Source organism: Brevundimonas sp. AVps7 (assembly GCF_058681545.1).
The window spans coordinates 244,819-266,573 of sequence record NZ_CM178742.1; the positions used below are offsets into that span (position 1 = coordinate 244,819).

Below are 21,755 nucleotides of genomic sequence, written 5' to 3' on the forward strand. Positions count from 1 at the left end.
AAACCTCTACAAACTCTAAAGTGAGAGACCTTCGGACACGTTTCGTTCAGACGCCTGAACAAGCGTTAACGGATGACCTTGGTCGTGCAGACCCGAACGCTCGCCTTGTTCAATGACGGCGGGGCTTTTGCTGTCGGCGCGCGGCGATCATGCAAACTTTTTACAGTAAACGAGTGGGTAACCACGCCTTCTAGCCCGGCTTTAACCGGTCCGGGCCAATATGCCCATGCGTTTGGGGGACAAGCGGGCGACCGAGCCTCCCAGCCATCGTTGCTCGCTTCACAGATTTCACAAGGAAGACACCATGACCAAGTTCGTTTCGCGTTTCGTCAAGGACGAGTCCGGCGCCACCGCCATCGAGTACGGCCTGATCGCGGCCCTGATCGCCGTCGTCATCATCGGCGCCGTCCAGCTGGTCGGCACCAACCTGTCGGCCACGTTCGGCAAGGTCTCGGCCAAGCTCGGCTAAACCCTCACGGGTCTTGAAAGCGGGGGCCGGCGTGGAAACACGCCGGCCCTTTGTTTTTCCGGCCAAGTCGGCGCGGCAACCCGGATTTAACCCGCCCCATGCAGGATGCCCTCATGGATATCCTTTCTCTCGTCCTTCTCAGCGTCCTGCCCGGCCTCGTCATCGCGGCGGCTTTGTCGGACCTGACGACGATGCGGATCCCGAACTGGCTGTCGGGATCGCTGATCCTCGGCTTCTTCCCGGCCGCCTTCGCCGTAGGCCTGCCGCTCGATGTCGTCGGACTGCACGGCGGCGTGGCCGTCATCGCCCTTCTGGTCGGCATGGGTCTTTTCGCGCTCCGGGTCATCGGCGGCGGCGACGCCAAGCTGATCGCCGCGGCCTGTTTGTGGCTGGGCCCGTCGGCTTCTTTCGAATTCGTACTCTGGACGGCCGTGTTCGGCGGCCTGTTGTCGCTGGCCCTGATCGTCGCCCGGCGCGACGTCGCGCCTCACATTGTCGGCGGCCCAGGCTGGGTCCACACCCTGCTGGAGACCAAGGGCGACATCCCCTACGGCATCGCCATCTGCGCCGGCGCCCTGATGGCCTTCCCGTCCAGCGCCTTGCTGACGACCTTCGCCGCCGGCTGACACGCGTCGGCGTTTAGGGCCGCGTTAACCCGCGCCCGCCATGGTCGTTAACGGTAGACCCGCCAGCGTCACGATTCGCGCGCGTGGTCTCGCCGGAGACCGTCGATGAAGCCCGCCCGTATTGCCGTCATCTGCATCGCCGCCGTGGCCGCCATCGGTCTGGCCCTGGTCGTGCGCGCCATGGGATCGTCCTCGGGCGAGCCCGCGGCTGTCGCCGCGGCCGCCGAACCCGCGCGCCCGATGGCAAAGGTTCTGGTGGCCGCCCGTGATCTCGCGCCCGGCCAGCGTCTCACCGACGCTGACCTGGAGTGGAAGGACTGGCCCGCCGACGAGGTCAATCCGGCCTTCATCACCGACGGCTCCGTCCCCGTGCCACAGGCCGAACCCGCCGAGGGCGAAGCGGGCGAGGAGGCTGCCGCCGCTCCCGCAGATGAAGACAAGCCGGAAGGCACGGTGGCCCGCGTCACCCGCGCCGCCGAGGCGTTGACCGGCGGCGGGGCCAAGTCGGAATATTTCGGTTCGGTCGTCCGCGAGCCGATCCTGGCCGGAGAGCCCATCGTCGGCCGCAAGATCGTTCGCGCCGGAGACAGCGGCTATATGGCCGCCTATCTCGAGCCCGGCATGCGGGCGATGGCCATCGCCGTCTCGACCGAGACCGCCGCCGGCGGCTTCATCCTGCCGGGCGACCGGGTCGATGTCATCGTGACGGTCGAACTGGAACGCGACTCCGAAGATTCCCCGAACCAGGCCAAGTTCGCCAGCCGCCTGGTGCTGCAGAACGTCAAGGTCCTGGCCATCGACCAGTCGACCCGCGCCGAGGACGACCAGCAGGCCGTGGTCGGCGCCACCGCCACTCTGGAGATCGCCCCGACCGACACCGAGGCCCTGGCCCTGGCCAAGGCGGCCGGGACCCTGTCCCTGACGCTGCGGTCCTATGCCGACACCGCCGGGCCTTCGGGCCGCGTCGGCGCCCCGGCCCGGACGCCGGTCGCCAGCCGCCCCGCCACAGTGCGCATCTTCCGCGGCGGAGAACCCGAAGTGGTGAGCGTCCAATGAGCTCTCGAGTGAACCGTTTCGTCGCCCTGGCGTGCGCCGGCCTCGTCGCGGCCGGGGTCGCCGCTCCCGTGAGCGCCCAGACCTACGGCGCGCGCCAGACCGTGGCGGCGGGCTCGGGCCCGCAGCTGGTCAACCTGCCGCGCGGCACCTCCTTCGCCGTCGACCTGCCGGCCGATGCGCGGGACGTGATCGTTTCGAATCCGGCCGTGGCCGAGGCCAACGTCCATTCGCCGCGCCGGATCACCGTCATCGGCATCGCGCCGGGCGAGACCGATGCGGTCTTCCTCGACGCCCAGGGTCGCCAGATCCTGACCCTGCGCGTCCGCGTCGACGCCGGCACCTCGGCGCTTCAGGACACCCTCAGCCGCATCGCGCCGGGGGCCCAGGTCCACGCCGAGGCGGTCAACGACAGCATCATTCTGACCGGCATGGTCACCAGCGCCGCCGAGGCCGAACGGATCGTCTCGGTCGCCCGCGCCTTCGTTTCGGCGCCGGAAAAGGTGCTGAACATGCTCAGCGTGGCGGGGTCGGACCAGGTCACGCTGAAGGTCCGCGTGGTCGAGGTTCAGCGCAACGCCATCAAGCAGCTCGGGCTGGCCACCAACGTCGTCTATAACGACGGCAACTCCTCTATCGGCTTCGGCCGGGGCAATACCTGGGGCGCCAACGGCAACTACCTGGGTGGCAACGGCCTCTGCTACGGCGAGAACAACGCCCGCACGACCAACTACGACAACCAGGTCCAGACCGGCTCGACCTCGACCAACGGTACGACCAACACGACCACCAACGGCACGACCAACATCAATCAGGTGCAGGTCGGGATGGAGGGCGAACCGGGCCCCTATTCGCTGGTCGGGACCGCCGTGACCGGCGCGATCACCAGCACGCTCGGCAGCACGGTGACCAACGCCATCACGGGTCTGGCCCAGACGCTCTATTCGACGGTCACCGGCACCAATACGTCGAACTGTCTGGAGGCGTTCGAGCGGGTCGGCCTGGTGCGCACCCTGGCGGAACCCAACCTGACGGCGGTGAACGGCGAGAGCGCCAGCTTCCTGGCCGGCGGCGAGTTCCCGGTGCCGATCGGTCGTGACCGCGACGGCAACCTGACCATCGAATACAAACCCTACGGCGTCAGCCTGGCCTTCCGCCCCATCGTCCTGTCGGGTGGAAATATCTCGCTCCAGGTGTCGATGGAGGTCTCCGAACTGTCCTCGACCGGCGGTCTGACCATCGGCGCGGGTACGGTCTCGGCCATCACCCTGCCGGGCCTCGGCGTGCGTCGCTCGGCGACGACGGTCGAACTGCCCTCGGGCGGCTCGATGATGATCGCGGGTCTGCTGCAGGAAAGCACCCGTCAGACGGTCGATTCCCTGCCCGGCGTGACCAACCTGCCGGTGCTCGGCTCCCTGTTCCGGTCGCGCGACTATCTGTCGGGCGAGACCGAGCTGGTGATGATCGTCGAGCCCTACATCGTCAGCCCGACCTCGCCCGGCCGGATGCAGACGCCGGCCGACGGGCTTCGTATCGCCAATGACGCCCAGACCATCTTCTTCGGCCAGCTGAACCAGGCCTACGGATCCCCCGCCCCCACCGCCTCGCCCTCGGCCGGATGGCAGGGCCCCGTCGGCTATGTGATCGAGTGAGCGTCGCCATGACCCGTTCTTCCCTGATCGTGTTCGCCTCGGCAGTCCTGCTGACCGCGCCGCTTGTCGCCTGCGGCGGCGCCGCCGGTTCCGGCCCGGTCCCCCTGACCCCGACCTCGCGCTTCGCCCTGCAGATCGAACCCGGTCTCGACCGCGTGGCCTTCGCCGTGCACGAGACGGGCCTGTCGGAAAATCAGACTCTGGCCCTGGGCGACATGGTTAATCGCTTCGCCAGCGAGGGCGCGCCGATGCTGACGGTCGAGGCGCCGTCGGGCGACGACCCCGTCGCGTCGGACATCGCCTGGCGGATCAAGGGCGCGCTCGAGGCCCAGGGCGTTCCGCCGTATCAGGTGCGGGTCGTGACCTATGCCGCACCGGACCCCCGCGCTCCGGTTCTGGTCGGCTTCGACACCGTCCGCGCCGCTGTGCCCGCCTGCGGGACCAGCTGGACCAACCTCGGCCGGACCGGCGCCAATGCCGGCTACGCCAACTTCGGTTGCGCGGTGAACGCCAACCTCGCCGCCCAGATCGCCGATCCCCGCGACATCGTCTCGCCGCGCGCCATGCAGCCGGGCAGCGCCGCTCGCCGCGCCGTCGTGTTCGACAAATACCGGCTGGGCGAACCGACAGCGGCGACGCGCGAACCGATGATCGAGGACCAGCGCGTCTCGAATGCGGTGGACTGACGGATGACCAACGCCTTCGCCTCGCGCCCCTTCGACGACCTCGATGACGAGTTCGACGCTGACCTCGACTTCATGCCGGCCGCCGCGCCCTCGCCGGCCGCCGACATCAATCCGCGCGAGCCTCTCCAGTTCACGGCTCCGGGCGCTCCGGTTCCGGCCCCGGGCGGAGCCGTTGTGGCCCATCCCGGCCTGCCCGTGACTCAGGGGCCGGGCCCGGCGCCCGGCTACAATCCCGTGGGCGAGCTTGTCGCCGGCGCCTCCGCCGCCCTGACGCCCCAGCAAGGCGGACTGCAGGTCGAGGTCACGGTTCCGCGCATCGCCATCCACGTCTTCGCCGAGCGTCAGGACACCCTCGCCGCAGCAGAGCGCGCGGGTCAGGACCGGCGCATGTCGCGGGCCACGACCCAGATCCGCGTCGGCGGCATTCCCGGCGCCCTCGACGCCTATTCGCACGAGCCGACGCCGCCCCTGATCATCGTCGAATGCCTCGAGGACCCGCAGAATCTGCTGTGGCAGGTCGACCGTCTGGCCGAGGTCTGTGACGCCGGCACCAAGGTCGTCGTCATCGGTGCGACCAACGACATCATCCTGTTCCGCGAGCTGATGAAGCGCGGCGTCAGCGAATATCTGGTCGCTCCGATCCAGCCGCTGCAGCTGATCGCCGCCATCGGCGGCCTGTTCTCCGATCCGGCCCAGCCGTTCGTCGGCCGCTCCATCGCCTTCGTCGGCGCGCGGGGCGGGGCGGGGGCGTCGTCGGTCGCGCACAATACCGCCTATGCGATGTCCGAGCGGATCGGCGCCAACACCGTCATCGTCGACTATGACCTGCCGTTCGGCACCGCCGGCCTCGACTTCAACCAGGACCCGCTGTCGGGCATCGCCGAGGCCCTGGGGCAACCCGACCGTCTGGACGCCGTCCTGCTGGACCGGATGATGGTCCGCTGCACCGACAAGCTGTCGCTGTTCGCGGCGCCGGCCACCCTCGACAACGATTGGGACATCTCGCCGGACGCCTTCGAGGAGGTGACCAGCCAGATCCGCGGCACGGCGCCCTTCGTGGTGCTCGACCTGCCGCACATCTGGACGGGCTGGATGCGCAAGACCCTGATCTCGGCCGACGAGGTCGTGGTCGTGGCCACGCCCGATCTGGCCTCTCTGCGCAATGCCAAGAACATGATCGACCTGATCCGCTCGGGCCGCCCCAACGACGCCCCGCCGCGTCTGGTGCTCAATCAGGTCGGCGTGCCCGGCCGTCCGGAAATCCCGGCCAAGGACTTCGGCGCGGCCCTGGGCATCCACCCCAGCCTGTCGATCCCGTTCGACGCCAAGCTGTTCGGCGCGGCGGCCAACAACGGCCAGATGATCCTGGACGCGGGCGCAAAATCCAAGGCTGCCGAGGCCTTCCAGACCTTGGCCCAGATCGTCTCGCGTCGCGAACTGCCGATGATCGCCGCGCCCGGAAAAGCGGCCAAGGGCGAATCGAAGTCGATGTTCTCCGGCCTGTTCAAGAAGAAGACCTGACGGGTGTTCGGAAAACGTACATCCCAACCCGGCGGCGCGGCGCCCGAGCCCCGGCCCGCCCCTGCGCCGGCGCCTCAGCCGGCCGAGGCGTTCGACGACGCCTTCCCGCCACAGCCGGCGCAGGGCCAGCAGACCCAGGCCTTCGCCTTCAACGCCGACGCTCCGCCCGCCGAGACCGGTTTTGCTCACACCAGCGGCCGTGCGGCTTCGGCTCCGCCGTCGCCCGCCGCTGATCGCCTCGACGCGCTCGCCGCCCGACCTAGGCCTGCCGCTGCGCCTCCGCTGAACGCCGGACCCGGCCCAAAGGCCACCGCCGGTTTCGAACAGCTGAAGAAGGCCCAGGCGGTCGCCGAGATCGTCCGCGAGCAGAGTGACTACTACCACGCCACGAAGACGACCATCTTCAACGCGCTGATGAACACCATCGACCTGGCCCAGCTGGCGCAGCTGGAAACCAAGGCGGCCTCCGAAGAGATCCGGGACATCGTCGCCGAGCTGGTGGCGATCAAGAACGTCTCTATGTCGGTGGCCGAGCAGGAGCACCTGGTCCAGGACATCGTCAACGACGTCCTCGGCTACGGTCCGCTTGAGCCGCTGCTAGGCCGCGACGACATCGCCGACATCATGGTCAACGGCGCCGGCCGGGTGTTCATCGAGGTGAACGGCAAGGTCCAGCTGACCAACGTCCGCTTCCGTGACAACACCCAGCTGATGAACATCTGCCAGCGGATCGTGTCGCAGGTCGGCCGCCGCGTGGACGAGAGCTCCCCGATCTGCGACGCCCGCCTGCCGGACGGCAGCCGCGTCAACGTCATCGCCCCGCCGCTGGCCATCGACGGCGCGACCCTGACGATCCGGAAGTTCAAGAAAGACAAGCTGACGATGAAGAACCTGGTGGAGTACAACTCCATCAGTCCGGAAGGGGCCCGCGTCCTCGGCGTCATCGGCGCCTGCCGCTGCAACATCGTCATCTCGGGCGGCACGGGTTCCGGCAAGACGACGCTGCTGAACACCCTGACCGCCTTCATCGACCCGACCGAGCGCGTCATCACCTGCGAGGACGCGGCCGAACTGCAGCTGCAGCAGCCGCACGTGGTCCGCCTCGAAACCCGCCCGCCCAACCTCGAGGGCCAGGGCACGATCACCATGCGGGATCTGGTCAAGAACTGCCTGCGGATGCGTCCCGAGCGGATCATCGTCGGCGAGGTCCGTGGGCCCGAGGCGTTCGACCTGCTGCAGGCCATGAACACCGGCCACGACGGCTCGATGGGGACGCTGCACGCCAACTCCCCGCGCGAGGCGATCAGCCGGATGGAATCGATGATCACCATGGGCGGCTACGGCCTGCCGTCCAAGACGATCCGCGAGATGATCGTCGGCTCCGTCGACGTCATCATCCAGGCGGCTCGCCTCAGGGATGGTTCGCGCCGCATCACTCACATCACCGAAGTCGTCGGGCTGGAAGGCGACGTGATCGTGACCCAGGACCTGTTCGTCTACGAGATCACGGGCGAGGACGAGAACGGCAAAATCGTCGGTCGTCACCGCTCGACCGGCATCGCCCGCCCCCGGTTCTGGGACCGCGCCCGCTACTACGGCCTGGAGCGCGAGCTGGCCGAAGCGCTCGACGCGGCGGAGTAGGCGAGATGCTCCCGATCCTCGCCGCCGTCCTGGCTTTCATCACCATCGGCGGTCTGGGCTGGGCCTTTGTCGGCGGCGACGATTCCAGCGCCCAGGCCCTGAAACGCGCCGAGGGCTTCACCTCGCCCGCGACCAGGAACGCCCGCGCCAAGGCCGCCAAGGCCGAGGCCAATACGCCGGAAGCCCGCCGCAAGGCGATCGAGCTCCAACTCAAGGAGGCCGATCGCAAGGAGCGCAAGGCCCGCATGACCATGGCGGCCAAGCTGAAGCACGCCGGCCTGGCCATGACGATCAAGACCTTCACCTTCATCAGCATCGGCGCCGGCGTCGTCGTCTTCCTGCTGGCCCTGCTGTTCGGGCCCAATGTCCTGGTCGCCCTGGGCGCGGGTCTGGTGGCCGGCCTGGGCCTGCCGCGCTGGGTCGTGGGCTTCATCGGCAAGAGCCGGATGAAGAAGTTCGCAGCGGAGTTCCCCAACGCCGTCGACGTCATCGTGCGCGGCATCAAGACCGGCCTCCCGGTCCACGACTGTTTCAAGATCATCGGCAAGGAGAGCCCCGCGCCGCTGGGTCCCGAGTTCCAGAAGCTGGTCGAGGGTCTGGGCGTCGGCCTGACCCTGTCCCAGGCCCTGGACCGGATGTACGAGCGCATGCCGACGCCGGAGCTGAAGTTCTTCGCCATCGTCATCGCCATCCAGCAGAAGACCGGCGGCAACCTGGCCGAGGCCCTGGGCAACCTGTCGACCGTGCTGCGCGCGCGCCGGATGATGGGCGAGAAGATCAAGGCCCTGTCGTCCGAGGCCGTGGCCTCGGCCGGCATCATCGGCTCCATGCCGCCCGTGGTCATGATCCTCGTGTCGATCACGACCCCCAGCTACATGCTGCTGATGTTCACCGACTTCCGCGGCCAGATCATGCTGCTGTGCGGAGGCACGTGGATGGCGATCGGCATCTTCGTGATGAAGCGCATGATCTCGTTCAAGTTCTAGGAGGGCGACATGGAATCCATCATGCGCGCCATCGTCGAGCCGGTGAACCTGATCAGCGGCCTCGTCGCCCTGCTCGTCTTCGCCACGGTCATCACCCTGCTCGGCGGGATGGGCAGCGGCGTGGCGCTGGAAAGCCGGATGAAGGCGGTCGCCGTCCGTCGCGACGAACTGAAGCGCCGCTCGCGTCAGGCTATTGCCGCCGGCGGCGGCGGACTTCGCCACACCGACGACGGCTTCAAGAAAACGGTCGTCGACCGGTTGAACCTGACCAAGATGCTGGAGGACCCCAAGGTCGTCGACCAGATGTCCCAGGCCGGCTTCCGCGGGCCCCGGCCCCTGACGACCTTCTACTTCTTCCGCTTCGCCTCGCCCTTCGTCGGCTTCGCCCTCGCAGGGATATACATCTTCTTCATCAATGACTTCGGCCAGCCTGTCACGATCAAGATGGGCATCGTCATGTTCGCCGCAGCGGCGGGCTTCTACGCCCCGAACATGTTCCTCCAGAACGTGATCGCCAAGCGCAAGCAGTCGATCATGCAGGCCTTCCCCGACGCGCTCGACCTGATGCTGATCTGCGTCGAGGCGGGGATGTCGATCGAGTCCGCGATCGTGAAGGTGGCCCAGGAGATCGGCACCACCTCCATCGCCCTGGCCGAGGAGCTCAGCCTTCTGTCCGCCGAGCTCAGCTATCTGCCGGAACGGCGGATGGCCTATGAGGGCCTGGCCAAACGGACCAACCATCCGGGCGTCCGCGCCGTCGCGACGGCCATGGTCCAAGCCGAACAGTACGGCACGCCGCTGGGATCGGCTCTGCGGACCATGGCCAAGGAGAACCGCGAACTGAGGCTGTCGGCGGCGGAGAAGAAGGCCGCGGCCCTCCCGGCCCAGCTGACCGTGCCGATGATCCTGTTCTTCCTGCCGGTGCTCTTCACCGTCATCCTGGGTCCGGCGATCATCAAGATCCAGGACACCATGGCCTCCAACGCGGCCAGGGACGTGCCCCGCGCCGAGCAGGGCGCGGAGGAATAGCTAGAGGCTGTCGACCTTCAGCTTCAGCGCCTCGCCGATCGCCTCGCAGGCCGTGCGGATGGTCTTCCTGTGCTTGTCGTGGAAGCCTTCGCCCCGGAAGCCCGAGAAGATGAAGCCGTTGGCGATGATGCAGCTGCCGGGCTCCAGCTCCTCGATCTCGTAATAGCGGACCACGTTGAACAGCCAGCCGCGCTTCTCGGTCCAGACCAGCTGGGCGTTCGGCTGCCAGTCCGCGACGCGGCCGGTCACCTGACGCCCGGGCAGGCCCTCGATGGTTTCGGTCAGGTTGATCTGGCCGCCGAAGGCGATGGTTCCGCTGACGCCGGTCTCGACCGGGTTCCAGCTATCCCAATGCTGCAGGTCGGCGATGACCTCCCAAATCCTGTCGGAAGGGGCGCGGACGCCGACGCGTTTCTCGATCTTGAAGTTCATGCTGACGATGTCGCAAGCCGGTTGAAACGACGCAAGCCTAACGGTTGCCTTCAGGCCCCGGCTGGGAGGCGGGCGGTGCGTCGGGCGGGGGATTGTCCTCGACGCCCGGCGTGGGGTCGTAGCGCAGCACCGGACTGAGGTAGGCGAGGGCGACGCCGGCAGCCAGCAGGGACGCGTTGGCCGCGAACGGCGCCCATTCGACCAGTTCGTACAGCGCCACCCCGACGACCGGAGGCACGAGGAAGCTGAGCCCCGCGAGCGACATCATCAGCCCGGCGACGGCGCCCTGCTCGTGCGGCCCGACCGCGATCGAGGCGCCAGCGGTGAAGCCCGGTCGGGCGAAGCCGACGCCCATCGACACGATGGCGTAGCCGACCACGACGCCGAAATAGGCCGGGGCCGCGATCGTCATCAGATTGCCGACCAGCGCAAGGATCGCCCCCCAGCGCATGAGCTGGAGCGGCTGCATCTTCAGCAGCGGGATCAACCCCCACTGCACCATCAGGGTCGCCAGGGCGCCGGCGAACATGGCCAGACCGATGAAGGGCTGGGCCTGTCGCGCCTCCATTCCGGTGGCCGCCAGTTCGTCGATGATGTGGAAGCCCAGCACCGAGATGTTGACCGCCTGGGCCCCCGTGATGAACAGGCCGTACAGCAGGAAGTCGCGCACGCGGGGGTCGCGCCACAGGCCCTTGGCGGCGTCGCCGCGGCGCCCGCTGGGCGAGGGGGTGCGGATCACTTCGCCGCTCGGCAGTTTGAACCATACGACCAGCAGCACGATCAGGCCGACGAGGGCATAGACGTACATCGGTCCCGCCAGCCCCACGAGCGGCAAGATGAAGAAGGGCGACAGCACCGGCCCGATGACTGTGCCCAGGCCCTGGGCCGAGGCGAGCAGAGACATGGCCTGGGTCCGCTGTTCCGGACTGGTGCGGTCGGCGACATAGGCCTGCGACGCGATCGGCGAGGCGGACCCGAATACACCGTAGATGGTCCGCGCCGTCGCCATCAGGATGAAGGCGACGCCGGCGCCCAGCCAGCCCTCGATGCCCGAGGTGGCGGCGAGGCCGAAACCGGTCATGGACAGGACGAAACCCGCCAGACCGATCAGGATGACCTTCTTGCGCCCGATCCTGTCCGACCAGCGGGCCCAGACCGGCGAGGTGACCGTCCACATCAGGGCGGAGATGGCGAAGGCCCCGGCGACGAGAGTGTCGGCCAGATGAAACTCGCGTCCGATCGCCGGCAGCACCGACTGCAGCCCCATGTTCCCCGCCGTCGCAATCAGGCTGACGACGAACAGGATCATGAAGGCGGGGGAGCGCGGGGACATTCGGGATGCATAGCCTTTCCTCCCCCATCGGGGGAGGGGGACCGCGAAGCGGCGGAGGGGGTCGGCCACGGACACCGAGTTCGCCGTGAGCCCCTCCGTCTCTTCACTGCGCTACGAGCCACCTCCCCCGACGGGCGAGGATTGGGCGATGCCGTCCGAAAGCCGCGAGACAACGGGAGGCGGGTTCGTCACCTTGCCGGCGAACGGGAGGACGAAATGGCCACCATCCACATCGAGCGGATCATCGAGGCGCCGGCGGACGTCGTCTGGGACCGGCTGCGCGACTTCGGCGCCCTGCACACCAGGGTCGCGCCGGGCTTCATCCTCGATACGGTGGTCGAGGGCGATGTGCGCACTGTCACCTTCGACGGCGGCCTTGTCCTGCGCGAGCGGCTGATCGCCATCGACGATCAGCATCGCCGTATCGTCTATTCTATCCTGGCCGAGATGTTCGAACACCACAGCGCCTCGAACATGATCGTGCCCGAAGGCGAGGACCGATGCCGGTTCGTCTGGGTGGTCGACTTCCTGCCGGAGGGACCGGGCGAGCGGATCGAGGCGATGATGAACGCGGGCGCGGACGCGATCAAAGCCGCGATGGAGAAGGCGGTCGGCTAGACGATCGTCAACGTCGGCTTCAGCCGTCGCCCGTCGTCCAGCCGCAGCCTCGCCTTGACCTCGAACAGGTCGGCGCCGACCGGGACGATCAGCAGGGCCTTGGGCTCTGCCGCGTTGACGCACACGACCGCATTCTTCGGACAGACGTCGAAACAGCCGGTCTCGATCACGGCCAGTTCGGCCTTGCGGCCCTTGCCGTCGCCGGGTTTCAGATATTTCTTGAGCGCCTTCTTGAGGCTCTTGTCCCCATGCGGGCCGAAGCCGCCGTCGAGCTTCTTCTGGCACTTCTTGCAGACTAGGACGACGTCGCGCCATTTCGTCTTCGAGGTCTTGATGGCCATGCCCTGATGTCGGTCAACGAGCGCTGTGACGCAAGTCGCTTGCTTCGGCGGGCGCGACACCGTCATCATCCCGCACCTTCCCGGGAGCTTTCATGATCCGCATCGCCGCGCACTCCGCCATCTGGGCCGCAGCCCTGACCCTCATGGCCGCTCCCGCTCTGGCCCAGGTCCCCGGCGCAGACATCGCGACGGCGGCCCAAGGCGTCGAGGCCGACGTCATCGCCTGGCGCCGTGACCTGCACGCCCATCCGGAACTGGGCTTCGCCGAGACGCGCACGGCCGCCTTCGTCGCCGGACATCTGCGCGAAATGGGTCTCGATGTGCGCGAGGGCGTGGGACGCACCGGCGTCGTCGGCGTCCTGCGCGGGACCGGGGCGGGCCCCCAGCATGTCGTGGCCCTGCGCGCCGACATGGACGCCCTGCCGGTGCTGGAGGCGACGGGCCTGCCGTTCGCCTCGACCGCGACGGGAAGCTATCAGGGACAGACCGTGCCGGTCGCCCACGCCTGCGGCCACGACGCCCACGTCGCCATGCTGCTGGGCGCCGCGCGGGTGCTGAGCGGGATGAAGGACCGGTTCTCGGGAACCGTCGTCTTCATCTTCCAGCCGGCGGAAGAAGGCGCGCCTCCGGGAGAGCCGCTGGGCGGCGCCCGGCTGATGATCCAGGACGGGGCGCTGGAGAACCCGAAGGTCGAGGCCATTTTCGGCCTGCACGTCGTGCCGGGCCGGGCGGGCACGGTCTTCTATCGGCCGCAAGGCTTCATGGCCGCGTCGGACCGGGTCGATATCACACTGCATGGACGCCAGACCCATGGTGCCTGGCCGTGGCGCGGCGTCGACGTGATCGCGGTCGCCGGTCAGGTGATCCAGACGGTCAACACCCTGACGGCGCGGACCATCGATCCGACCACGACGCCGACGGTCTTCACCATCGCCACGGTCCAGGCCGGCGTCCGCTACAACATCATTCCGGACGAGGCGGTGCTGTCGGGCACGCTGCGCACCTTCGACGTGGCCCAGCGCGATGACCTGGTGAAGCGCGCCGAGGCGGCCATCGACCATGTCGCCGAGGCCTATGGCGCGACCGCCGATTTCTCGATTCGCCAGAACGCGGCCCTGGTGTTCAATAACGAGGACCTGTCCGCCTGGCTGGCCCCGGTCCTGACCGAGGCGGCGGGCGAGGGGAACGTCAATCCGGCGACCCCGCCGACGACGGTGGCGGAGGACTTCTCCTATTTCCAGAACGAGATCCCGGGCGTCTTCTATCACCTCGGCGGGACCGCTGACGGGGTGGATCCGGCCACGACGGCGCCGAACCATTCTCCGCAGTTCGACGTCAATGAGGACGTGCTGGTCCTGGGCGTGAAGACCCACGCCCTGTCGGCTTTGCGGTTCCTGGAGCGTGAATAGGGTCAACGGCGCGTTCGTCACGTTCGTGCACAATCGGGCAAGAATCCGGGCGCAACCTCCGTGGGTTACGCTAGGAGAGCGACCATGAGGGTCTTGAACTTCCATCTGCCCGCGATCGAGCCCATGCCCCGCCGTGAGCTCTGGCGAGAGACCGGTTTCTTCCTCGCATCATTCCTCGCGACCATGGGTGGGGCAGTGGTGATGATGAACCACGCGGCCGCGGTTCTCGCCTGAAGCTTGACCTGCGACGCAAGCGCGGCGAGGGGAGGGCGATGAGCTCCCCCGACACCGAACTGGACCGGTTCAAGGCCGCGCGCGTCACGGCCATTCATCGCCTCGACCTGATCGCGAGGGGCGCGCGGATCACCTACGACGACGGCACGCCCGTCGACATGGCGTCGGAAAAGGCGCGGCTGGAAGAGGTCGTCGCCGACATGGACCGCCGCATCGCCAGACTCGAACTGGCCGCGGCCAAGCCGACCGGTCCGCTGAACTAGACCGAGGCGAACACCGTCTCGATGACCCGGCGGTAGGTCGAGGTCAGGGCTTCGAGTTCGGCGACCGGCGCCCGCTCGTCGACCTGGTGCATGGTCTGGCCGACGAGGCCCAGTTCCAGCACCGGACACATGGCCCGAATGAAGCGGGCGTCGGACGTGCCGCCGGTGGTCGAGGCCTCGGGGCGGAGGCCGGTGGCGGCCTCGACAGCATCCTGCACCGCCGTGACGAAGGCGCCGTGAGGCGTCAGGAAAGCCTCGCCCGAACACATGTGTTCGAGGGTGATCTGCAGGCCCGTCTCTGCCTGGACCCGCCCCGCCTCGCGGTTCAGCCAGTCGATCAGGCCGTCGCCGGTCTGGGCCGGGTTGAAGCGGATGTTCAGCCGGGCGCGGGCCTCGGCCGGGATCACGTTCGTCGCCGGATTGGCGATGTCGACCGTGGTGATTTCGAGATTGGAGGGCTGGAAGGCTTCGTAGCCGGTGTCGAGGACATGGGCGTCGAGGGCGGCCAGCAGCCGCACGAGCACCGGCGCCGGATTGGCCGCGCGATCGGGATAGGCGACGTGGCCCTGTTTGCCGTGGACCGTGATCCAGGTATTGAGCGAGCCGCGCCGGCCGATCTTGATCATGTCCCCGAGCTGTTGCTGGGACGATGGCTCGCCGACGACGCAGGCGTCGATGACCTCGCCCTCGGCCATCAGGGTCTCGACGACCCGTTTGGTGCCGTGCAGCGCCGGGCCTTCCTCATCGCCGGTGATGAGGAAGGAGAGGGAGCCGGCGGGTTCGCCGTCAGCGAGGACCTGTGACACGGCCGCCACCCAGGCGGCGATCCCGCCCTTCATGTCCACGGCGCCCCGGCCGTAGAGGATGCCGTCCCTGACCTCTGCCTCGAACGGACCGGAGGACCAGGCGCCGGCCTCGCCGGTCGGCACGACATCGGTGTGGCCGGCGAAACAGAGGTTGGGCGAGGCGGTCCCACGCCGGGCGTAGAGGTTCTCGATCCGCGCCTCCCTGCCCTCGCCGCCCGGCCCCTCGAAGGCCATGCGGCGGCAGGTGAAGCCGAGGTCGGTCAGGACGCGCTGCAGCGTGTCCATCGCCCCGGCGTCGGCGGGGGTCACCGACGGCCGGCGGATCAGATCGCGGGTCAGTTCGACAGGATCGATGACAGGAGTTGATGCGGCGCACATGCGGCTATGCTTTACGGATGTCGCGTCCAGCCGGAAAGGGGAGCGCCATGCCGAAGATCGACATCGAGACCGCCCCGACCGGCCACGGGACCGGCTATCCGGAAGAGTTCGCTGGACCCTGCAAGCCGCGCCGTCGCTGGAAGCTGGGCGATGCAGCCGGGCTGGATCAGTTCGGGGTCAATATGCTGCGCCTGCCGGCCGGGGCATGGTCGTCGCAGCGCCACTGGCACGCGACCGAGGACGAGTTCGTCTGGGTCCTGTCGGGCGAGGTCGTTCTGGTCGAGGAAGACGGAGAGACCATCCTGAAGGCCGGCGACTGCGCGGGCTTCAAGGCCGGGGTGCCGAACGGCCACAAGATCGAGAACCGCTCGGGCGCCGAGGCGGTTCTGCTCGAGGTCGGAACGCGCACCCCCGGCGGCGACGGGGCCGACTATCCCGACATCGACATGGTCCTGCCCCTCGGCGGGGACCGCTACTTCCACCGAGACGGAACGCCTTACCCGAAACATGACCGACGCACCTGAGGCGCCCGAGCCGATCACCAAGCCGAACGCCGAAGCCGCCCAAGACGCCAAAAGGGGGGCCGCCCACGGTACCAACCCCTGGGCTATCAACGATTTCCGCCTGATCTGGCTGGGCCGGATCGCGGCGGTGCTGGCGATCCAGATCCAGTCCTCGGCCCTGTTGTGGCAGGTCTATGAGATCGCGCGCCGCGACCACCCGATCGAACAGGCGAGTCTGTACCTCGGCATGGTCGGCCTGGCCCAGTTCATCCCCCTGCTGTTGCTGACCCTGCCGGCCGGGGAGATGGCGGATCGGCGGGATCGCCGGCGCACGGTGGTCTGGTCGATCCTGGCCGAGGGGGCGTGCGCCCTGTCGTTCCTGGCCATGGCCCTCCACGGCAATCCGCCGCTGTGGGGTCTGCTGGCGGTGGCCGTCGGCTTCGGCGCGTCGCGGGCCTTCCTGGCGCCGGCGAGCCAGGCCTATCTGCCCATGGTCGTGGGTCGGGCCGCCCTGCCGCGGGCCATCGCGGCCCAGTCGATCGCCTTCCAGACCGGGGCGATCGCGGGGCCGGCGCTCGGCGGGGTGATCGTCGGCGTCAACGTGCCCTTGGCCTACGGGGTGTCGCTGGCCCTGTTCGGTATCGGCCTGACCTGCTTCCTGATCCTGAAGACCAGCGGCAAGCCCGCGCCGATGGAGGCCGTCGGCAGTCGTTGGGAGGCGGTCAAGGACGGGCTGAAATACGTCTGGGACACGAAGATCGTGCTGGGCGCGATCTCGCTCGATCTGATCGTGGTTCTGTTCGCGGGCGTGGCCCTTCTGACGCCGATCTTCGCGCGCGACATCCTGCATGTCGGCCCCGAAGGCTTCGGCCTGCTGCGCGCCTCGTTCGGTGGGGGAGCCTTCCTGATGGCCCTGGTCCTGGCCCGCTATCCGATCCCGGGCCGGGGCGGGATGCTGATGTTCGCCTCGGTCGCCGTGTTCGGGATCTGCACCATCGTCTTCGGCCTGTCGAAGGTCGTCTGGATCTCGGCGGCGGCCCTGTTCATCGGCGGCATGGCCGACATGGTCAGCGTCAACATCCGCCAGACCCTGATCCAGCTGTCGACGCCCGATCACATGCGCGGGCGGGTCAGTTCGGTGTCGATGCTGTTTATCGGCGCGTCCAACGAACTGGGCGAGGCCTACTCCGGCGTGATGGTGCGGTTCCTCGGGCCCATCGGCGCGGCCGTCTTCGGCGGGGTCGGGGCGCTTGCGGCGACCGGGGTCTGGGCGAAACTTTCCCCGGGGCTGCGGAAGGCGGACAAGCTGGTGTGAGGTGAGCTCTCTCCCTCCCCTCGGGGGAGGGAGAACGTCGTATGCTATCCCCACGCCCTGAAATGCTTCGACAGCTTCAGCCCCTGCCTCTGGTAGTGGCTGCCGCCCTCGCCGTAGAGGCGTGACGGGCGTTCGGTCAGGGGTTCATAGACCAGCCGGGCGACGATCTGGCCGTGCTCCAGCAGGAAGGGCGTGTCGTGCGTCCGGACCTCGAGCACCCCCTTGGACCCCGCGCCGTGCGCCTCGTCCGTGCCGAAGCCGGGGTCGAAGAAGCCGGCGTAGTGGACCCGGAACTCGCCGACCGACGGGTCGATGGGGGTCATCTCGGCGGCCTGCATGACCGGGATCTCGACGGCCTCGTTGGAGGCCAGGATGTAGAACTCGCCCGGGTCCAGCAGAAGTTCGCCGCGACGGAGCGTCAGCGGCTCCCAGAAATCCTTCGGATCGTGGCCGTCGATCCGATCCAGATCGACCACCCCCGCATGGCGGCGGCCGCGGAAGCCGACGATGTCGCCCGATTGCAGGTCGACGCCGACGCTGCGGGTCTCCAGCTTGGGCGGCTCGCCGGCCTTGAGGCGCAACTGGTTCAGACGGGTGCCGGGACGGACCAGGATGGAGAAGGTCTGGGGCGCGATCTCGAGATAGAGCGGGCCTTCGTAGCCTTCGTCCACATCGTCGAACGCGCCGCCGCGATCGGTCAGCAGGCGCACGAAGACATCGACGCGACCGGTCGAGGACTTCGGGTTGGCGCGGGCGATCAGCCCCTTGGGCAGGCTCAGCCGCTCCTGAAGCTCGGCGATATAGACGCAGCCCTTTTCCAGGACGACGCCGTTGGTCATGTCGATCGGGTGCATCTCGACGTCGGCGATCCGCTCGGACACCAGCCGCTTGCCGGGCAGGAAGGAGGCGCGGACGCGCCAGGCGCGGTCGGACAGGCGCAGGTCGAGGCTGGCCGGCTGGACCTGGTCGGCGTCCCAGGGCGTGGCCGATGTGATCGCGCCGCCCGCGATCAGGGCTTCGATGGACTGGGCCGGCAGGATGCCGGGCGTGGGGAATTCAAGAGTCATAGGGAACGCCATACACACGGATCGCCGCCGGAAATAGCGGGTTGGGCGACCCCGCTTGCCAGCATCGCAGCTCCGGGCGACGATGCTTCATGCATGACACCCAACCCTATGTGGCTGAAACGGAAGGCGTCATCGTGCGCGTGCGGCCCAGCTATCTGGCCGGACAGTCCGATCCGGACGAGGGTCGCTGGGTCTGGGCCTATCAGGTCGAGATCGAGAACCACGGACCCGAAGCGGTGCAACTGGTGGCGCGGCGCTGGATCATCACCGACGCCACCGGCCATGTGGAGACGGTGCGCGGGCCGGGCGTGGTCGGCGAACAGCCCCTGATCGCGCCGGGCGACAGCTATTCCTATGCCTCCGGATGCCCCCTGCCGACGGCATCGGGATCAATGGAGGGGGCATACATGATGACCGACGCCACCGGTCGGTCGTTCGAGGCGGCGATCCCGGCGTTCAGCCTCGATGTGCCGGGCGGGCGGGTGTTGAACTAGTTGCTCCCAAAACGGGAACATGTTAGGGTGCTCGCATGAACGTCGTGGCGCGACGCACGCTCGTCGAGTTCTGGACCCGGCATCCTCGGGCGATGGGGCCGCTTTCGGCTTGGTATGACATTGCACGAGCCGCCGAGTGGCGGACGCCGCAGGAGGTGCGCGACGACTTCAACACTGTCGATTTCGTCGGTGACAACCGGATCATTTTCGACATCGGCGGCAACAACTATCGGCTGGTGGCCCGGATTTCATATCCGTTCAAACAGGTGCTGGTGAAGTTTGTCGGAACCCATGCCGAGTATGACCGGATTGATCCGGCGTCGGTCTGAAGAGGAGAGGCGACCATGACCCCCTTCCCCGTTCGCGTCATCCATGATGACGATCAACTGGCCGCCGCCTTGGCCGCCTACGAGGCGTTCTTCGATGCCGAGCCCGAGCCTGGCACGCCGGAGGGGGATCGCTTCGAACTGCTGGGGCTTGTGATCGCAGCCTATGAGGAACGCCGCTGGCCGGTCGCCGCCACGAACCCGCTCCAGGTCATTCGTCTTGTGATGGAGGGGCGTGGCTACACCCAGGCCGACTTCGCCGCGCTTCTGGGATCCCGTTCGCGCGCTTCGGAAATTCTGAACGGGCGTCGCGGGCTATCCGTCGAACATATCCGCACCATCAGCGCGGCATGGCGCATCCCGGCAGCGGCTCTGATCGGCACGGCCCAGGCCGCCTAGAACGACGGTGCCGACAGGCGGGTGGGGGGCTGCGTCAACCCGGATAACCGCAGCCCCGCCCCGGTCTCGCCGGACAAGCCGGCGAGGCGGATGCGTCCCCGCTTTCGCAGGGATGACAATCGACGGGTGTCTGCGGAGATGACACTCCGCGCTCAAGCAATGAGCGACCGCGTCGCGAGCGATAGCGCCCTGAGCTAGATGTAGCGGCGGAGCGACCTTGCCAGCTCTTCCTTGCCGCCGCGCTTCATCTGCGGCTGGTAGGCGACGCGGGCGTGTTCGACGCAATAGACGCCTTCCGAGGCGCGGCGGCCGCAGAAGCTGAACTCGGTCGAGGACGGGTCGCCGATCGGCCATTTGCACATGTGGGCGCCCAGGGTCATCACCGTGGCGGTGCCGGGCATTTCGGCGACGGCGGGCAGGGACGGCGCGGCGACGACCGGACGTGGCGCGGGCTGGGCGGCCTCGATGCGACGGGGCGCCGACGGCTGGGCCGGTGGCGTGGTGCGCGTCCGGGCCGGGCGGAAGGTGGTGGCGGTGCGCGCCGGCTGCGACGGGGTTGCGCGGCCCGACAGACCCAGGCGGTGGACCTTGCCGATGACGGCGTTGCGGGTGACGCCGCCGCCCAGCTGCTTGGCGATCTGCGAGGCGGACTGCCCCTCGAGCCACAGCTTCTTCAGCGCGCCGACGCGATCTTCGGTCCAGCCTGCGGTCATGCCACCCTCCGGGGTACAGTTTTGATTCAACATTTGGCGCCTGAGACCCATCCCGGGTCTCGTCAGCCACAACTAATCGTAAACGAGACCTTAACAGACGCAAGATGTGCGAATCAGTCGTCCACAGGAACTACATCTTGAATCGGAGTTCGCTGAGCCGTCGCAAGCGCCGCGATACGGAACAGGTCGAGACGCGCCGGGTTGACGACATATGTCCGATACGCCTTCCGCCAGCCCGCCGATCACACGCAAGCCTTTGACTCCGTTGGCTGGGGATGGCTGCGTCCGGGTCGTGGATCCGCCGGAGATCGCCATCACGATGACGCCGGACGCTGCCGAGATTTCGGGGCTGCGGCTGATCGCCGAGGCGGACGAGGCGCGACGCAAGGCCAACCCGATCGCCTGAGCCCTTGCGCCCTGCGTCCTGCGGCCGCATCTGACGGCCCATGACCGACCTTGCCTCTACACGCCCCTCCGGCCTTCCGACCCCGCGCCACTACGCCGGGGTCAACTGGATCGGCGTGCAGACCCTCTACCTGCGCGAGGTCCGTCGCTTCTGGAAGGTGGGGGCCCAGACGGTCGCTGCGCCGGTGGTGACGACGCTCCTCTACATGCTGGTCTTCGTGGTGGCGTTGAAGGGCGCCCGGCCGCCGCTGCACGGCACCCCCTTCGCCGAGTTCGTGGCGCCCGGCCTCATCATGATGGCCATCCTGAACAACGCTTTCGCCAATGCCTCATCGAGCCTGATCCAGGCCAAGATCATGGGTACCTCGACCGACTTCCTGACGCCGCCGCTGAGTCCGCTGGAGCTGACCATCGGCTTTTCGCTGGGCGCTGCGACGCGCGGTCTCGTGGTCGGTCTGGTCACGGCGATCTGCGTCATGCCGTTCGCGAAACTGGGTGTGACCCATGTCGCAGCCATCCTGTATTTCGCCCTGATCGCCTCCCTGCTGATGGGAATGGTGGGCGTGCTGGCCGGCCTCTGGTCCGAGAAGTTCGACCAGCTGTCGGCGGTCCAGAATTTCGTCGTCCTGCCGATGACCTTCCTGTCGGGGGCCTTCTATCTGGTCGAGAACCTGCCCGAGCCGTTCGCCGCCATCAGCCACTGGAACCCCTTCTTCTATCTGATCGACGGCTTCCGCTACGGCTTCATCGGTCAGGCCGAGGGCAACCTCATGGTTGGCGTCGTCATGAGCGCCGCCATGACCCTGATCATGGCCGTCTGCTGCTGGCTGGTGTTCAGGTCGGGCTGGCGGCTGAAAAGTTAACCCGCTCCCGTTGGGAGAGGGCTTGAGGCTCGCAGAGCGCAGCGATGCGCAATCCGAAAGGGTGAGGGTCGCGCCTTCACCGGTCAGCGCCAACCCCTCACCCTTTCGCGCAAGGACGACGGCTATCGCCGCCGTGCGCTCAAGCCCTCTCCCGCCAGGAGAGGGAAGCAGTGGTGTTGACTCACTCCCGCTC

General features: G+C 67.9%; 26 protein-coding genes. 20 read left to right on the forward strand and 6 right to left on the reverse strand.

Going from position 1 to position 21,755, the window contains the following annotated elements:
* Nucleotides 1-304 precede the first annotated feature (304 nt).
* The 9 genes from ACW17Y_RS01300 to ACW17Y_RS01340 all read left to right on the forward strand — a co-directional run bounded on the left by ACW17Y_RS01300 (nucleotide 305) and on the right by ACW17Y_RS01340 (nucleotide 9,663).
* The gene (locus tag ACW17Y_RS01300; RefSeq protein WP_271084324.1) at nucleotides 305-469 is read left to right on the forward strand and encodes a Flp family type IVb pilin; all 165 of its coding nucleotides are present in this window, start codon (nucleotides 305-307) and stop codon (nucleotides 467-469) included.
* 113 nt (nucleotides 470-582) lie between these two features.
* Nucleotides 583-1,095: an A24 family peptidase gene (locus ACW17Y_RS01305; RefSeq protein ID WP_492036983.1), complete on the forward strand. Its 513-nt coding sequence runs from the start codon at nucleotides 583-585 to the stop codon at nucleotides 1,093-1,095.
* 105 nt (nucleotides 1,096-1,200) lie between these two features.
* Nucleotides 1,201-2,151: a Flp pilus assembly protein CpaB gene (gene cpaB, locus ACW17Y_RS01310; protein WP_492036984.1), complete on the forward strand. Its 951-nt coding sequence runs from the start codon at nucleotides 1,201-1,203 to the stop codon at nucleotides 2,149-2,151.
* Nucleotides 2,148-3,800: a type II and III secretion system protein family protein gene (locus ACW17Y_RS01315; RefSeq protein ID WP_492036985.1), complete on the forward strand. Its 1,653-nt coding sequence runs from the start codon at nucleotides 2,148-2,150 to the stop codon at nucleotides 3,798-3,800. The genes cpaB and ACW17Y_RS01315 overlap by 4 nt, the downstream gene beginning before the upstream one ends.
* Nucleotides 3,801-3,808: 8 nt before the next feature.
* Nucleotides 3,809-4,486, forward strand: coding sequence for a CpaD family pilus assembly protein (locus ACW17Y_RS01320; protein ID WP_492036986.1), 678 nt, complete (start codon nucleotides 3,809-3,811; stop codon nucleotides 4,484-4,486).
* Nucleotides 4,487-4,489: 3 nt separating this feature from the next.
* Nucleotides 4,490-6,007, forward strand: a complete 1,518-nt coding sequence (locus ACW17Y_RS01325) for a CpaE/TadZ family protein (protein ID WP_492036987.1) — start codon at nucleotides 4,490-4,492, stop codon at nucleotides 6,005-6,007.
* Between the two features lie 3 nt (nucleotides 6,008-6,010).
* Nucleotides 6,011-7,648 carry a TadA family conjugal transfer-associated ATPase gene (locus ACW17Y_RS01330; protein WP_492036988.1) on the forward strand — a complete coding sequence of 546 codons (1,638 nt, stop codon included), beginning with the start codon at nucleotides 6,011-6,013 and terminating at the stop codon, nucleotides 7,646-7,648.
* A 5-nt stretch (nucleotides 7,649-7,653) separates the two neighbouring features.
* Nucleotides 7,654-8,634 (forward strand): type II secretion system F family protein, encoded by a 981-nt coding sequence (locus ACW17Y_RS01335; RefSeq protein ID WP_492036989.1) that lies wholly within the window; start codon nucleotides 7,654-7,656, stop codon nucleotides 8,632-8,634.
* A gap of 9 nt (nucleotides 8,635-8,643) precedes the next feature.
* A complete protein-coding gene (locus ACW17Y_RS01340) occupies nucleotides 8,644-9,663 on the forward strand; it encodes a type II secretion system F family protein (protein WP_492036990.1) in 1,020 nt (339 codons plus the stop codon).
* On the opposite strand, the gene ACW17Y_RS01345 is transcribed toward ACW17Y_RS01340, so the two are convergent.
* Both ACW17Y_RS01345 and ACW17Y_RS01350 read right to left on the reverse strand, forming a co-directional pair.
* A complete protein-coding gene (locus tag ACW17Y_RS01345) occupies nucleotides 9,664-10,095 on the reverse strand; it encodes an SRPBCC family protein (RefSeq protein ID WP_492036991.1) in 432 nt (143 codons plus the stop codon). It abuts the gene before it with no gap.
* Nucleotides 10,096-10,132: 37 nt separating this feature from the next.
* A complete protein-coding gene (locus ACW17Y_RS01350; RefSeq protein WP_492036992.1) occupies nucleotides 10,133-11,428 on the reverse strand; it encodes an MFS transporter in 1,296 nt (431 codons plus the stop codon).
* A 216-nt stretch (nucleotides 11,429-11,644) separates the two neighbouring features.
* Between ACW17Y_RS01350 and ACW17Y_RS01355 the strand changes: the two genes are divergently transcribed.
* Nucleotides 11,645-12,046 (forward strand): SRPBCC family protein, encoded by a 402-nt coding sequence (locus ACW17Y_RS01355; protein WP_492036993.1) that lies wholly within the window; start codon nucleotides 11,645-11,647, stop codon nucleotides 12,044-12,046.
* Here the strand turns inward: ACW17Y_RS01355 and ACW17Y_RS01360 are convergent.
* Nucleotides 12,043-12,387 carry a hypothetical protein gene (locus ACW17Y_RS01360; protein ID WP_492036994.1) on the reverse strand — a complete coding sequence of 115 codons (345 nt, stop codon included), beginning with the start codon at nucleotides 12,385-12,387 and terminating at the stop codon, nucleotides 12,043-12,045. The two genes, ACW17Y_RS01355 and ACW17Y_RS01360, sit on opposite strands and share 4 nt — an antisense overlap.
* Nucleotides 12,388-12,479: 92 nt before the next feature.
* On the opposite strand from ACW17Y_RS01360, the gene ACW17Y_RS01365 reads away from it, so the two are divergent.
* The 3 genes from ACW17Y_RS01365 to ACW17Y_RS01375 all read left to right on the forward strand — a co-directional run bounded on the left by ACW17Y_RS01365 (nucleotide 12,480) and on the right by ACW17Y_RS01375 (nucleotide 14,293).
* Entirely contained in the window at nucleotides 12,480-13,796 is a 1,317-nt protein-coding gene (locus tag ACW17Y_RS01365; RefSeq protein ID WP_492036995.1) for an amidohydrolase, read from the forward strand.
* A gap of 84 nt (nucleotides 13,797-13,880) precedes the next feature.
* On the forward strand, nucleotides 13,881-14,030 hold the full coding sequence (locus ACW17Y_RS01370) for a hypothetical protein (RefSeq protein ID WP_492022235.1): 150 nt from the start codon (nucleotides 13,881-13,883) through the stop codon (nucleotides 14,028-14,030).
* A gap of 38 nt (nucleotides 14,031-14,068) precedes the next feature.
* Complete coding sequence (locus ACW17Y_RS01375) at nucleotides 14,069-14,293, forward strand: hypothetical protein (protein WP_492036996.1); 225 nt, start codon at nucleotides 14,069-14,071, stop codon at nucleotides 14,291-14,293.
* Here the strand turns inward: ACW17Y_RS01375 and dapE are convergent.
* Complete coding sequence (dapE, locus tag ACW17Y_RS01380) at nucleotides 14,290-15,477, reverse strand: succinyl-diaminopimelate desuccinylase (RefSeq protein WP_492036997.1); 1,188 nt, start codon at nucleotides 15,475-15,477, stop codon at nucleotides 14,290-14,292. The genes ACW17Y_RS01375 and dapE overlap by 4 nt on opposite strands.
* Before the next feature lie 47 nt (nucleotides 15,478-15,524).
* Here dapE and ACW17Y_RS01385 point away from each other — a divergent pair, with 47 nt between their 5' ends.
* Both ACW17Y_RS01385 and ACW17Y_RS01390 read left to right on the forward strand, forming a co-directional pair.
* Nucleotides 15,525-16,001 carry a cupin domain-containing protein gene (locus ACW17Y_RS01385; protein ID WP_492036998.1) on the forward strand — a complete coding sequence of 159 codons (477 nt, stop codon included), beginning with the start codon at nucleotides 15,525-15,527 and terminating at the stop codon, nucleotides 15,999-16,001.
* Entirely contained in the window at nucleotides 15,985-17,295 is a 1,311-nt protein-coding gene (locus tag ACW17Y_RS01390; protein ID WP_492036999.1) for an MFS transporter, read from the forward strand. Before ACW17Y_RS01385 ends, ACW17Y_RS01390 begins: the two co-directional genes overlap by 17 nt.
* Nucleotides 17,296-17,339: 44 nt before the next feature.
* On the opposite strand, the gene ACW17Y_RS01395 is transcribed toward ACW17Y_RS01390, so the two are convergent.
* Nucleotides 17,340-18,362, reverse strand: coding sequence for a 2'-deoxycytidine 5'-triphosphate deaminase (locus ACW17Y_RS01395; RefSeq protein WP_492037000.1), 1,023 nt, complete (start codon nucleotides 18,360-18,362; stop codon nucleotides 17,340-17,342).
* Between the two features lie 89 nt (nucleotides 18,363-18,451).
* Here ACW17Y_RS01395 and apaG point away from each other — a divergent pair, with 89 nt between their 5' ends.
* The 3 genes from apaG to ACW17Y_RS01410 are packed head-to-tail and all read left to right on the forward strand — an operon-like array spanning nucleotide 18,452 to nucleotide 19,581.
* Complete coding sequence (apaG, locus tag ACW17Y_RS01400; protein WP_492037001.1) at nucleotides 18,452-18,856, forward strand: Co2+/Mg2+ efflux protein ApaG; 405 nt, start codon at nucleotides 18,452-18,454, stop codon at nucleotides 18,854-18,856.
* Nucleotides 18,857-18,891: 35 nt separating this feature from the next.
* Nucleotides 18,892-19,185, forward strand: a complete 294-nt coding sequence (locus tag ACW17Y_RS01405) for a type II toxin-antitoxin system HigB family toxin (RefSeq protein WP_492037002.1) — start codon at nucleotides 18,892-18,894, stop codon at nucleotides 19,183-19,185.
* A 15-nt stretch (nucleotides 19,186-19,200) separates the two neighbouring features.
* The gene (locus ACW17Y_RS01410) at nucleotides 19,201-19,581 is read left to right on the forward strand and encodes a helix-turn-helix domain-containing protein (protein ID WP_492037003.1); all 381 of its coding nucleotides are present in this window, start codon (nucleotides 19,201-19,203) and stop codon (nucleotides 19,579-19,581) included.
* Between the two features lie 194 nt (nucleotides 19,582-19,775).
* Here the strand turns inward: ACW17Y_RS01410 and gcrA are convergent, their stop codons facing one another.
* Nucleotides 19,776-20,294, reverse strand: a complete 519-nt coding sequence (gene gcrA, locus ACW17Y_RS01415; protein WP_492037004.1) for a cell cycle sigma 70 cofactor GcrA — start codon at nucleotides 20,292-20,294, stop codon at nucleotides 19,776-19,778.
* A 211-nt stretch (nucleotides 20,295-20,505) separates the two neighbouring features.
* On the opposite strand from gcrA, the gene ACW17Y_RS01420 reads away from it, so the two are divergent.
* Nucleotides 20,506-20,700, forward strand: a complete 195-nt coding sequence (locus ACW17Y_RS01420) for a hypothetical protein (RefSeq protein WP_492037005.1) — start codon at nucleotides 20,506-20,508, stop codon at nucleotides 20,698-20,700.
* Between the two features lie 40 nt (nucleotides 20,701-20,740).
* Entirely contained in the window at nucleotides 20,741-21,562 is an 822-nt protein-coding gene (locus tag ACW17Y_RS01425) for an ABC transporter permease (RefSeq protein ID WP_492037006.1), read from the forward strand.
* Nucleotides 21,563-21,755 lie beyond the last annotated feature (193 nt).